Origin of the sequence: Luteimonas kalidii (assembly GCF_029887935.1) — a bacterium.
In the GTDB taxonomy this organism is placed as follows: Bacteria; Pseudomonadota; Gammaproteobacteria; order Xanthomonadales; family Xanthomonadaceae; genus Luteimonas; species Luteimonas kalidii.
The window spans coordinates 179599-192633 of sequence record NZ_JARXRO010000020.1 but is presented as its reverse complement, the minus strand read 5'-3'; the positions used below and the strand labels follow the sequence as shown (position 1 = coordinate 192633).

The window sequence follows — 13035 nt, the reverse complement described above, 5'->3', positions numbered from 1 at the left end:
TGCAGGGGCTTCCCTTCGCCAGACGCCCAGATATCCTGGGCCGCATGCCACGGCTACAGCTGCCCACGGACCTACCCTTCGAAGTCGGCGCCCTCTACAACCGCCGGGAGCAGATCCATGGACCGCTGGGTGGACAGCGGCAGGGCGGCATCTCCACGCCCAGCAACTCGCCGTTCGTCATCCTCTTCACAGGAGAAGCTGGTTCACAGCACGGCTACCGGGATCACTGGGAGGAGGAAGATGGCGAGAACATCCTCCACTATTACGGTGAGGGCCAGGATGGGGATATGCAGGACAGCCGCGGCAATCGCGCCATCCGCGAGCATCTCCAGCACAACCGCAGGCTGCTCATCTTCCAGAGCCTAGGCAAGAGTCAGCCATATCGGTTCCTGGGCGAGTTCCGCTTCATCCACGCCTACGAGGAACATGGCGTTCCGGATACGAAGGGCTCGCTACGCAAGGCCATCGTCTTCAAGCTCAAGCCTGTCGAGGACGACTTCAATCCGTTCCAGAAGGAGATTGCGGACAGCATCCTTCCGGAGATTGACCTGTCCACGACGGTCGCCCAGCAGGTGCAGGAGATTCGGGTCAAGCAATCCCTGTTCAAGCGCAGGTTGTTGAACGTGGAGAAGCAATGCCGACTGACGGGAGTTGCTGACCTGCGCTTCCTGCGAGCAAGCCATATCAAGCCCTGGTCCCAGTGCACCAGCGGCACGGAGCGCGTCGACGGTGAGAATGGCTTGCTACTGACGCCCCACGCCGATCTGCTCTTCGACCGCGGGTGGATCACGTTCGAGAACAACGGTGCGCTTGTCCGCTCGTCCCATCTTCCGTCTGAAGTCACTAGACAGATTGGCCTGGATCTCACTAGCGGCCGTCGCTGCGGTGACTTCGACGGGAAGCAGAGGGCGTATCTCGAGTACCACCGAAACGCCGTGTTCGAGACCGCCTTCAAGCGAATAGAAGATCCGCTCACAAACTTGATCACGCCAGCGATGTAGTGATGCAGCGGTCCCCGGGAGGCGATGGCATCGAGCCCTATGCCTCCCCCAGAAGTGAACCTGACTCCGTTCTTCAGCTCGCAAGATCCGCGGAGAAAGTCGACTCTGACCCTTGTTTTGCTCACCCCCCCTTCTACCGGATCGACTGATGAACGCTAGCGTGCCTGAACTGGCCTTCCCTCGGACAGTGTTCGATGACTCTGGGTCCTATATTGGCGGCGGGACTTTTCGGGTTGAGTCACCCAGCATTGAGATGCTTGCAATTCTTGCATGGACGCACCGCGATCTATCCACCGCACTCGATCTGATCAGGGAGTGCTGCAAGGATGAGTGGGAAGAGCACGAAGGCCCGGTCAGCCAGGCACTTTGGTGGAGCGCTGTGGTGATCTATTCCAAGCCCTTCAAGTTTAGTGAAGCTCGTCGGCATCTTCCTCGGCGCTGGGCACGCGACTACCTTGAGCAACACGTGAGTACTGAAGCACTCGATGTACACGAGTACGTAATGCATCTACGAGACAAGATGATGGCTCATGATGATGGACTCGGAGAACACAAGCACTCGGTGTTGGTGCTTCCTGCCACGCCACCGACGAACCACGTCCATATTGGCGTGGGTACGGGAAACACCCGCGTGGTGTCGTTGGGCACGAACATCGCGAGACAACTTGAGCCTCACTTTGCCAGCGTAAATTCTCTCTTTGAGAAGCTTTGGCAACAGCAGTTTGAAGCTGTGCGGCAGCACCTGATGACGACTAGGTTTTCTGAGGTCGAGGTGCTCGGGCCCCACATCGAGGAGGAATTAGAGATCGATCTCGAGAACGTGTTGGCCGCCTATGGTCGTGCCGGCACTTGTAAGCCCTGACGGAAGCTCACAAGGAAATGTGGCCTGGAATGATTCGTGAGAGATTCTCCCGCGACGTAATTCTGCAGAGGTGTCCGCGGGAGGCGAGGGCATCGGGCGTTACATCGCGCCACAGAAGTGGACCTCACCCCGTTCCTTCGGCAAACCCGACTCTATTCTTCAGCATCAGCAGAGAAAAGTCGACTCTGACCCGTGCTTTCCTTGCTCAACCTTGTTCTTGTAACTCAGCAAGCAAAACATTCACATCTAGCCCGCCAAGCTTGTTTCGAACACGATCAGCGTTTAAAGGTGAGGTCTCAGCAATGATCTTCAATGCAGCAAGGAAGCGGGCCCTAGCCGACCTTCCCACATCGTCGTGCGGGCCATGCACACCTAATGTTCTAGCACATTGTCGCCATGTTCTCTTCTCTCGCACAAGGACCTCTGCGATCTCTTCCGGATGAGCGGCAGCAATTGAAGCGACTGCTTCATTGCTGTGAGAGCTAGAGTCGATCTGCACAAGCGCTTCAACAAGGAGCATTCCCGCAGCGCGCGTCTCTTCTATCCTCGCGCTTTCGATTAGATCTTTGAACTCGGCATCTGTCACGATTGTTCCTGGAAAAAATGACTCTTCGAAGAGCTCATCGCTTCGCTCGCCGCGGCGCGCATCAATCCAATCTTTGAACAGCTTCGTCGCGGCATCCGGATGCCCCATAACGCGAAGCAAGCGACCGGTAGATTCGATGTTGTGGACAGCCTCTGTCCCAACAATCCCCGGAAGCGCTTCCTGAAACGCATCGAAAACGTTCGCGTCGTCAGGCTCTAATGACGAATGGTACAAATCCCAAGCGCGCCTAAACTTTTGTTCTCGCTCATGTTTTTGTCTTATTTGACCCCACTCCAAAACCGCGGGAACCAAAAGATCGGTCCGGGGAAATCCATCCAGGACGCTCTGGGCGATCGCCTTATCGAGATCATCTCCGAAGTACAGCCCATACTCGGATATTCTTTTCTTCCAACCATTCTGCTCATCGCTTAGATCTGCATCACCTCCATCACCCAACATCGACAATCCTTGCGGATCTATGATCTCTAGAATATCCGGCGCTCCTACATTTCTACTTGCGTTAGCGGCAGATAGCAGAGTCGCAGTTTTCGCAATTTCCGCCCACGCCTCGTCGGAAACGTCGCTCATGCGCTTGTCTTTCAATATTTCTTCAATCAGTTGACGAACGAATCTCTGCGCTCTCGCTACAACTCGAACGTTGTCAATCTCGAGCTGGATCAGACAGCTTTTCACGGTGTTGTGCCACGTTTCAAGCTCGGTGCCATGCATCCCCACTTCAACGGATTTCTGCAGGGTCGGCTGGTACAACAACTCCGCTTCAAAGACCTTATCCCTACTCCGCTCCCATTCCTCGCGATCTTCTGCTGGCAAGGCATCAAAATTGAGGATTAGAATCACTCGGCACTCTCGTTGATCAACGAGATACGAAACAAGACCAAGAACGTCTCCGATCGATAGTTTGCCGTTGCGGCGCTCCAAGTCGTCTATGCATATCAGGGACCGCCGTATGCTCAGGAAGGAGAAATCATTTAGCAAGGTGGTCGCTTTGACTTTAATACCAAGCTCTTGCCCACCCAAGCTAAGTTCATCAGCAACGTTCTTACTGACGTGACTGGCGATGCGCCTAATACACTTGCGGACCCAGTGCTTAGCTATACCAAACAGTCCTGGCGGCTGATTCTCAATGTAGGAATAAGCCAATGAATTTCTCATTTGAGAGATAGTTTCTATCCCAAACAAGCTGACATACGCGTACCCTCTATTCACACGTCGTAGATCTGCATGCGCGAAGAACTCTTTGGCGATCTGCTCTCGCCAATAGAATGTCTTCCCTACCCCCCAGCGCCCCTTCATCACAAGTGCACGTGGTTGAAGGTTATTGACAAAGAATCGAAGCGATTCATCGATAAGCATGCGAACCCAGCTCCTTGTTATTTATCCGCCGAGGATTTGCGCTTCTAGCCCACATTCAATTTTCGAGCGCGTTAGCTTTTTCGGCAGAACGCCCCATATCTGGCAGCTGAGTGGGTCAGAGAGACATGAACATACTACTGATTGAAATCGGCATGCTTCCCCAGCCTGGACGAGACGACAGTGTCAGAGTCCTTTTCTCGACTGAAACAAAAAGGCGGCCATCGGCCGCCTTCTGCTTATTTGATCCTGCGCACGTGGCGACAGGTGCCCGCCTCAAACCCCCAACGGATTCGGCTTCTCCTGATCCAGCTTGTACAGCTTGATTGCCCTGGCCGCGTCCTTCGCGGTCATCTTCCCATCCTTCGCCAGCGCGTCGATCGCGGCGTGGGCGATGTAGTAGCGGTCCACCTCGAAGTGCCGGCGCAGGTTGGCGCGGGTGTCGCTGCGGCCAAAGCCGTCGGTGCCGAGCACGGTGTAGGTGCGGGGGATGAAGGCGCGCACCTGGTCGGTGAAGTTGCGCACGTAGTCGGTGGCGGCGATCACCGGGCCGGCGGGGCGGGATTCGATGCACTCGGTGACATAGGCCTTGCGCGGCTTTTCCTCGGGGTGCAGGCGGTTCCAGCGTTCGGCGTCGTAGCCGTCGCGGCGCAGTTCGGTGAAGCTGGGGCAGCTCCACACGTCCGCCACCACGCCGAAGTCCTTGTCCAGCAGCTCGGCCGCCGCGATGGCTTCGCGAAGGATCGTCCCGCTGCCCATCAGCTGCACGCGCAGCTCGCCCTTCTTGGCCTTGCCGGCGTCCTTCAGCAAATACATGCCCTTGATGACGCCCTCGGCCGCGCCCTCGGGCAGCGCCGGATGGCTGTAGTTCTCGTTCATCAGGGTCAGGTAGTAGTACTCGTCCACCTGCTCCTCGATCATGCGCTTCATGCCGTGCTGCAGGATCACCGCTACCTCACCGGCGAAGGTGGGGTCGTAGCTGCGGCAGTTGGGGATGGCGCCGGACAGCAGGTGGCTGTGGCCGTCCTCGTGCTGCAGGCCTTCGCCGTTGAGCGTGGTGCGGCCGGCGGTGCCGCCGAGCAGGAAGCCGCGCGCGCGCATGTCGGCCGCCTGCCAGGCGGCATCGCCCACGCGCTGGAAGCCGAACATCGAGTAATAGATGTAGAACGGCAGCAGCTGCAGGTTGTTGGTGGAGTAGCTGGTGGCCGCGGCCATCCACGAGGCGAACGCGCCGGCCTCGGTGATGCCTTCCTGCAGCACCTGGCCGGTGGTGTCCTCGCGGTAGTACATCAGCTGGTCGCGGTCGACCGGCTTGTACTTCTGCCCGGCCGGGGCGTAGATGCCGATCTGGCGGAACAGGCCCTCCATGCCGAAGGTGCGCGCCTCGTCGCAGACGATCGGCACCGCGCGCGGGCCCACCTGCTTGTCGCGCAGGATGATGTTGAGCGACTGCACGAACGCCATGGTGGTGGACATCTCGCGCTCGCCGGTGTCCTTCATCAGGCGCTCGAACACCTCGAGCTTCGGCGCGACCAGCTGCTCGTCGGCCTTGCGCCGGCGCTGCGGCACGCAGCCGCCCAGCGCCTTGCGGCGCTCGAGCAGGTACTGCACCTCGTCGGACTTCTCGCCCGGGTGGTAGAACGGGATGTTGCCGTCCTTCAGCAGATCGTCGTCGACCGGGATCTTGAAGCGGTCGCGGAACGCGCGCACCGCGGCGTCGTCGAGCTTCTTGGTGTTGTGGGTGGGGTTGAGCGCCTCGCCGGCGCTGCCCAGGCCATAGCCCTTCACCGTCTTGGCCAGGATCACCGTGGGCTGGCCCTTGGTCTGCATGGCGTTGGTGTAGGCCGCGTACACCTTGTGCGGGTCGTGGCCGCCGCGGTTGAGGCGCCAGATGTCGTCGTCGGAGAGGTTGGCCACCATCGCCGCGGTCTCTTCGTACTTGCCGAAGAAGTTCTCGCGCGTGTAGGCGCCGCCGAAGGCCTTGCAGTTCTGGTACTCGCCGTCGACGGTCTCCATCATCAGCTTGCGCAGCATGCCCTGGTGGTCCTTGGCCAGCAGCGGATCCCAGTAGCTGCCCCAGATGGTCTTGACCACGTTCCAGCCGGCGCCGCGGAACTGGCTTTCCAGCTCCTGGATGATCTTGCCGTTGCCGCGTACCGGGCCGTCGAGGCGCTGCAGGTTGCAGTTGACCACGAACACCAGGTTGTCCAGGCCCTCGCGGCCGGCGATCGACAGCGCGCCCAGGCTCTCGGGCTCGTCGGTCTCGCCGTCGCCGAGGAAGCACCAGACCTTGCGGTCGGACTTGGGCATCAGGCCGCGCGATTCGAGGTACTTCCAGTTGCGCGCCTGGTAGATCGCGGCGATCGGCCCCAGGCCCATCGACACCGTGGGCACCTGCCAGAAATCGGGCATCAGCCACGGGTGTGGGTAGGACGAGATGCCGCGGCCGTCGACTTCCATGCGGAAGTGGTCGATCTGCGATTCGCTGATGCGGCCTTCCAGGAACGCGCGGGCGTAGATGCCGGGCGAGCTGTGGCCCTGGGTGGCGACGACGTCGCCGGGGTGGTCGCCCTCGGGGCCGCGGAAGAAGTGGTTGAAGCCCACGTCGTACAGGGTGGCGCTGGAGGCGAAGCTGGCGATGTGGCCGCCGAGGTCGCCGGGCTTGCGGTTGGCGCGCACCACCATCGCCATCGCGTTCCAGCGGATGATCGAGCGGATCTTCCACTCCAGCGTCTGGTCGCCGGGCATCTTCGGTTCGAGATGCGTGGGGATGGTGTTGATGTATTCGGTGGTGGGCGCGAACGGCAGGTGGGCGCCGGCGCGGCGGGTGAGCTCCACCATGTCCTGCAGCAGCTGGTGCGCGCGCTCCGGCCCGCTGTGGTCGATCACCGCCTTGAGCGATTCGATCCACTCCCGGCTCTCGGTGGGGTCCGGGTCGTTCTGCAGCACGTCGTTCAGCCAGTTCATCGCTTGCTCCGCCGCGGCCCGCTGGCCACGCCTTGTCGTGGGGAAGTTGGACCCCCGATTCTAGCAGCCGGTCCGGCGCCGCCCGGCCCCGCCACGGGCCGTGCGCGGCCGCCCCCGGCGACCATGCGCCGGCGCACTGCGCGCGGCCCCGGGCGGACTATGATCGGTGCCACGGGCATCCCAAGGAGACCCCGGGCATGGACCGCGACCCGACGCCTTCGATCGACCTGCGCTGGCACCACAGCCTGCGCACGCGCATGGCGTTGTGGTCAGGGCTGCTCAACGCGGTGCTGGTGCTGGCCACCACGCTGGCGTTCTACCTCGGCGCGCGGATGCTGGTGGTGCACAACGCGCGCGTCGAGGCGCAGGCGCTCACCCGCCAGGGGGCGCTGAACCTGGAGGCGATCCTGGATTCGGTGCAGGTCAGCGGCCGCACCCTGGCGGCGGGCGCGACCGGCGTCGGCGCGCAGCCGCTGCACCTGCGCTCGCTGCTGCTGGCCAGCCTGGCCGGCGATCCCGACATCGCCGGGGCGATGATCATCGTCGAGCCCGGACGCCTGGCGCCCGACGATCCCGGGTTCACCTGGTACATCCGCCGCGACGGCGAGCGCCTGGTGGAACGCTCCGTGCAGGATCTGGGCTACGACTACCGCGCCATGCCGTGGTACGTGCGGACGCTGCAGTCGACGGGGGCATGGTGGTCCGAACCGTACGCCAACGCCGCCACGGCCGGCGCGGATTTCACCACCTACAACCTGCCGCTGCGCCTGCACGGCGACGGCGCGCTGGCGCCGGCGCTGGGCATGGTGAGCCTGGACGTGCCGGTGGCCCGGCTGCTGGACGGGCTGCTGCAGAGCACGCCGGACGAGGCCGGCCTGCAGCCGATGCTGTTCTCGCCCGGCGGCCTGGCGGTGCTGCACCCCGACCCGGAGCTGCGCATGCGCCAGCGGCTGGAGGTGCTGGTGGAGAACGGCCGCGCCGACCTGGTGCCGCTGGCGCAGGCGCAGGCGCGCGGCGAGACGGTGGAGTTCGAACACGAGGATCCGGCCAGCGGCGAGTCGTTCCTCACCCAGGCCGCGCCGGTGGGCGACAGCGGCTGGACCTTCGCCACCTCGGCCTCGGAGAGTTTCATCCTGCGCCAGCTGCGCGAAGTGGCGCAGTGGGTGGCGCTGATCGGGCTGCTGGCGCTGCTGCCGGCGCTGGTGCTGGTGCGGCGCTACACCGGGCGCCTGCTGCAGCCGATCGAGGATCTGACCGAGTCGGCGCGCCATTTCGCCAGCGGCGAGTTCGACTACCCGCTGCCGCACATCGGCCGGCGCGACGAGGTCGGGGTGATGGCGCGCGCATTCAACACCGCGCGCGGTTCGATCAAGCGCCAGCTGCGCGAGATCGAGGCCATGGCCGGGGCGCGGCAGAAGCTGGAGAGCGAGCTGGGGATCGCGCGCGAGATCCAGCAGTCGATGCTGCCGCACGCGCGCATGATCGAGCACGGCGGCATGCGCATGGACCTGTGCGCGGTGCTGGAACCGGCCAAGGCGGTGGGCGGCGATTTCTACCAGTTCTCCGAGCTCGACGGCGGCGCGCTGTGGTTTTCGATCGGCGACGTGTCCGACAAGGGCGTGCCGGCGGCGCTGTTCATGGCCCGCACCGCCACCGTGCTGGAGGGCCAGGCGCGGCGGCTGGGCTCGCCCGGGGCGATCCTGGCCGCGGCCTCGGGCCGGCTGGTGGAGGGCAACGAGACCTGCATGTTCGCCACCGTGCTGTGCGGGCGGCTGGAGATCGACAGCGGCCGCTGCCTGCTGGCCAGCGCCGGCCACGATGCACCGGTGCTGGTGCACGCGGACGGGCGGATCGAGACGCTGGCGCTGGAGGCCGGGCCGCCGCTGGGCTTCGAGGTCTTCGACGGCTTCGTGGTGCGCGAATCCTGGCTGCCCGAGGGAGCCACCCTGGTCGCCTGGACCGACGGCATCACCGAGGCCTTCGACGCCGACGACACCGGCTACGGCGACGAGCGGCTGCACCGGGCCCTGGTGCCGGGGGAGGCCGCCGACCAGACCTGCCGGCGCCTGCTGCAGGATGTGCAACACTTCGTGGCCGGGGCGGCCCAGTCCGACGACATCACCGTGCTGGCGATCCGGCGCACGCGCAGCGTGCCGGATGCGGTCACCGCGGACGCGATCACGGCCGAAGCGGCGGCGCTGGCGACGGGGGGATGAGGTCCGTGCACAAGATCATCGGCAATCCGGCACATATCGGCGAACTGGCCGATGCGGTGGAAACCACGCTGGCCCAGGCCGGCATCGACCGCGCCTGCATCGACGACGCGCGGCTGATCGTGGAGGAACTGGCCTGCAACGCCCTGGCCCACGCCGCCGAGGAGGACGCGCGCCTGCGGGTGCAGCTGCAGCTGCAGCTGGAGGCCGCACGGCTGGTGCTGGAGCTGGACGACAACGGTCCCGCGTTCGACCCCACCGCCGCGCCCGCGCCGGACCTGGATGCGCCCGTCGAACAGCGCCCGGTCGGCGGCCTGGGCCTGCACCTGGTGCGCGAACTGGCGCACAGCGTGGACTACCGCCGCCACGAGGGCCGCAACCTCGTGCGCGTCACCCTGCGGCTCGACGACGCGTCCGACTGAGAAGGAACCCGCCCATGTCCACCCTCACCCTGCGCATCGACCCGGCACGCAACGACGTGCAGACCGTGGTGATCGGCGGCCGGCTCGACACCCATACCCATGTCGAACTCGACCAGGCGCTGGCGCCGCTGCTCGAGGCCGACACCCTGCGCTCGCTGGTGCTGGACCTGCACGACCTGAGGTACATCAGCAGCGCCGGGGTGCGTTCGATCTTCCGCGCGCGCAAGGCGCTGTCGGCGCACGGCGGGCGGGTGCTGGTGGTCAACCCGCAGCCGCAGATCCAGAAGGTGTTCGACCTGGTCAAGGCGGTGCCGCTGAACGAGATCTTCGCCTCCACCGCCGAGGCCGACGCCTACCTCGACGCGATGCAGCGCAAGGTGCTCGAAGGCGACGACGGCGACTGAGCGCCGGCGCGTCTTCGCGTCGCCTGCACACGGCCGCGGGCAGGATGCCGCGTTTTCGCCCGGACCCCGGGCGGGCGCCGTCGTCGCACCGCGCTTGCCCTCCGGGATCGTGTCGGCAATGATCGCCATCACAGGGGAGTGAGGCGCCATGTCCGGCGTCCCGGGTCCCGTGTGTCCAGTCCGGCCCGAACCCGAGCACGATGTCGCCTTCCCCCCACCCCCAACCGCTGTCGAACTGGCGCCTGCCCGCGCTCGGGCTGGTGATCGTGGTGATCGTGGTCACCCCGTTCCTGCTGCTGCGCCAGGCCGCGATCGACATCGACGCCGCCTGGGCCATGGTGGTGCACACGCACGAGACCGAGGCCACCGTGCATTCGCTGGCCGCGGACATGCGCAACATGGAATCGGGCGCGCTGTCGCTGGCCAGCGGCGTGGACAACGCGATGCTGCGCAACCGCGTCGCCGACAGCCGCGAACGCATCATCCCCACCCTGCAGAAGCTGCGGCGGCTGACGAGCGACAATCCCGCGCAGCAGGTGCGCATCGCCGAACTGCAGACCAACCTGCTGCTGCGCAAGGCGCACGCCGACCGCATCATCGAGGCCGGCGCCAACGACGTCACCGCGATCGACATCGACGCGATGGTGGCGCGCTACCCGATCCACGACCTGATCGCCGAGATCGTCGGCGAGGAGCAGCGCCTGCTCACCCAGCGCCAGGCGCGCGCCGAACAGATGGACCGCCGTGCCCGCTGGGCGACCTGGATCGCCATGGCCGGGCAGCTGCTGCTGCTCGGCGGCGTGCTGGTGTATTCGGCGCGGCAGCTGGCGCACCGGCTGCGGGCCGAGAGCGATGCCCAGCGCGCCAGCGCGCGCGCCAGCGTGGTGCTGGACACGGTGCGCGAGCCGATCATGCTGGTCGACGGCCAGCAGCGGGTGGTGCTGTACAACGCCGCGTTCGCGGAACTGTACGGCGTGGAGGGCGACCCGCGCGGCAAGCCGCTGACCGAACTCGGCGACGGTGCCTGGAACGACGAGCGCATCCTGCGCCGGCTGGCCGACGTGCTCGGCCGCGGCCGCGAGCTGTGGGACCACGAGCAGGTGCAGCGCACCGCCGACGGCGTCGAGCGCACGATGGTGATCAACGCCCGGCGCATGCCGCTGCCCGACAGCGACGAGGACGTGGCCCTGGTGACCGCCAGCGACATCAGCCTGCAGAAGGCCAGCGACCGCCAGATCCGCGAGCTCAACCGCCAGCTGGAGGGCAAGGTGGAGCAGGTCTCGGACGTGAACCGCGAGCTGGAGGCCTTCAGCTATTCGGTCTCGCACGACCTGCGCGCCCCGCTGCGCCACATCGCCGGCTTCGGCGACAAGCTCGGCCGCCACCTGGGCGAGAACCTCGACGACAAGTCGAGCCACTACCTCGACGTGATGGTCTCCTCGGCCAGGCGCATGTCGGCGCTGATCGACGACCTGCTGGTGTACTCGCGCCTGGGCCGCAGCGCATTGCGGCTGCAGTCGGTGGACATGCAGTCGCTGGCGGCCGAGACCCGCGCCATGCTCGATGCCAACAATTCGACCGAAGCGCCGGAGCACCGGATCGAATGGCGCATCGCGCCGCTGCCGATCGTGGTGGGCGACGAGAACATGCTGCGCCAGGTGTGGCTGAACCTGCTCGGCAACGCGGTCAAGTACAGCCGCGGCAGCGAGCCGGCGCGGATCGAGATCGGCTACCGCCGCGCCGACGACGGCGCGCACGAGTTCGAGGTGCGCGACAACGGCGCCGGCTTCGACATGCAGTACGCGGGCAAGCTGTTCGGCGTGTTCCAGCGCCTGCACGCGGCCAGCGAATTCCCCGGCACCGGCATCGGCCTGGCCAGCGTGCGCCGCGTACTGGCGCGCCACGGCGGCCGCATCTGGGCCCAGTCCGAACCGGGCCAGGGCGCCGCCTTCCACTTCACCCTTCCTGCCGCGGGCGACCTGCCCGCCTCCAACGAGACCACGCCATGAGCGAACTGCGCACCATCCTGCTGGCCGAGGACAGCCCCCACGACGCCGAGATGGCGATCGACGCGCTGCGCGAGGCGCACCTGGCCAATCCGATCGTGCACGTCGAGGACGGCGTCGAGGCGCTGGACTACCTGCTGCGCCGCGGGAAGTGGTCCGAGCGTCCGGACGAGGACCTGGCCGTGCTGCTGTTGGACATCAAGATGCCGCGCATGGACGGGCTGGAAGTGCTGACCGAACTGCGCAAGAACGACCGCTTCAAGTCGCTGCCGATCGTGGTGCTGTCGTCCTCGCGCGAGGAAAGCGACCTGGCCCGCAGCTGGGACCTGGGCGTGAACGCGTACGTAGTCAAGCCGGTCGACGTGGACCAGTTCTTCGACGCGGTGCGCACCCTCGGCCGGTTCTGGGCGGTGCTCAACGAGCCGCCGAAGAAGGGCTGACGCGAATGGCGGCAGGGTCTGCGTCCGGATCCGGACGTGGCGATGGCGACTGGCGCGTGCTGCTGGTCGACGATTCGCGCGACGACGCCGAACTGGCGGAGTACGCGCTGCGCAAGGGCGGGCTGGCGGTGGACTGCCGGCGCGTGTACACCGGCGCGGCGCTGGCCGAGGCGCTGCAGGCGTTCGCGCCGCACGCGGTGGTCTGCGACGTCAACCTGCCGGGGTTCTCCGGCGTCGAGGCGCTGGCGCTGGTGCGCGCGCACGATCCGGCGCTGCCGTTCGTGTTCCTCACCGGCGGGCTTGCGCCGGACGGCGATCCGCCGGCGGCGGACGGCCTGCTGCTGAAGGACGACCTGGACGCGCTGCCGGGCGTGTTGCGGCCGTTGCTCGCCACCGCGACACCGCGCAACCCATAGGCCAGATGTGGCGTCGCCTACCGGGCGACGGGCTCCGACCGCGTAGCCCGGATAAGGCCGCAGGCCGCATCCGGGGATGCCGGGGATGCCTGGGTACGGGAATGCGGTAATGCGGTAATGCGACGGGGTTCATCGACGCGAAGCGGCGGGATCGACGGGTCCCGGGTGCGCTTCGCTTACCCGGGCTACGCGGGCACGTAGCCCGGATAAGGCCGAAGGCCGCATCCGGGGTCTGGTGTCGAGACGGCCGCGTCGGTGCGGGCAAGAGACGTTTGGTGGAAGTGGTGGTCCCGCCCCGGGTGCGCTTCGCTTGCCCGGGCTACGACACCGGCTCCGGCATCGACGTA

The 13035-nt window shown here is 65.5% G+C and carries 10 protein-coding genes; 8 read left to right on the top strand and 2 right to left on the bottom strand.

Going from position 1 to position 13035, the window contains the following annotated elements:
* Nucleotides 1-44 precede the first annotated feature (44 nt).
* Both QFW81_RS14325 and QFW81_RS14320 read left to right on the top strand, forming a co-directional pair.
* On the top strand, nt 45-1001 hold the full coding sequence (locus QFW81_RS14325; RefSeq protein WP_280579712.1) for an HNH endonuclease: 957 nt from the start codon (nt 45-47) through the stop codon (nt 999-1001).
* Nucleotides 1002-1149: 148 nt separating this feature from the next.
* A complete protein-coding gene (locus QFW81_RS14320) occupies nt 1150-1863 on the top strand; it encodes a hypothetical protein (RefSeq protein ID WP_280579710.1) in 714 nt (237 codons plus the stop codon).
* Nucleotides 1864-2068: 205 nt separating this feature from the next.
* Here the strand turns inward: QFW81_RS14320 and QFW81_RS14315 are convergent, their stop codons facing one another.
* Nucleotides 2069-3823: a hypothetical protein gene (locus tag QFW81_RS14315; RefSeq protein ID WP_280579709.1), complete on the bottom strand. Its 1755-nt coding sequence runs from the start codon at nt 3821-3823 to the stop codon at nt 2069-2071.
* A 273-nt stretch (nt 3824-4096) separates the two neighbouring features.
* Nucleotides 4097-6787, bottom strand: coding sequence for a pyruvate dehydrogenase (acetyl-transferring), homodimeric type (aceE, locus tag QFW81_RS14310; RefSeq protein WP_280579708.1), 2691 nt, complete (start codon nt 6785-6787; stop codon nt 4097-4099).
* A gap of 197 nt (nt 6788-6984) precedes the next feature.
* Here aceE and QFW81_RS14305 point away from each other — a divergent pair, with 197 nt between their 5' ends.
* The 6 genes from QFW81_RS14305 to QFW81_RS14280 all read left to right on the top strand — a co-directional run bounded on the left by QFW81_RS14305 (nt 6985) and on the right by QFW81_RS14280 (nt 12688).
* Nucleotides 6985-9003, top strand: a complete 2019-nt coding sequence (locus QFW81_RS14305; protein ID WP_280579707.1) for a SpoIIE family protein phosphatase — start codon at nt 6985-6987, stop codon at nt 9001-9003.
* 5 nt (nt 9004-9008) lie between these two features.
* Nucleotides 9009-9422, top strand: coding sequence for an ATP-binding protein (locus QFW81_RS14300; protein WP_280579706.1), 414 nt, complete (start codon nt 9009-9011; stop codon nt 9420-9422).
* Nucleotides 9423-9436: 14 nt separating this feature from the next.
* Nucleotides 9437-9826 (top strand): STAS domain-containing protein, encoded by a 390-nt coding sequence (locus QFW81_RS14295; RefSeq protein WP_280579704.1) that lies wholly within the window; start codon nt 9437-9439, stop codon nt 9824-9826.
* Between the two features lie 200 nt (nt 9827-10026).
* Complete coding sequence (locus tag QFW81_RS14290) at nt 10027-11835, top strand: sensor histidine kinase (protein ID WP_280579703.1); 1809 nt, start codon at nt 10027-10029, stop codon at nt 11833-11835.
* Nucleotides 11832-12272, top strand: coding sequence for a response regulator (locus QFW81_RS14285; RefSeq protein ID WP_280579702.1), 441 nt, complete (start codon nt 11832-11834; stop codon nt 12270-12272). The genes QFW81_RS14290 and QFW81_RS14285 overlap by 4 nt, the downstream gene beginning before the upstream one ends.
* A 5-nt stretch (nt 12273-12277) precedes the next feature.
* Entirely contained in the window at nt 12278-12688 is a 411-nt protein-coding gene (locus QFW81_RS14280) for a response regulator (protein ID WP_280579701.1), read from the top strand.
* Nucleotides 12689-13035 lie beyond the last annotated feature (347 nt).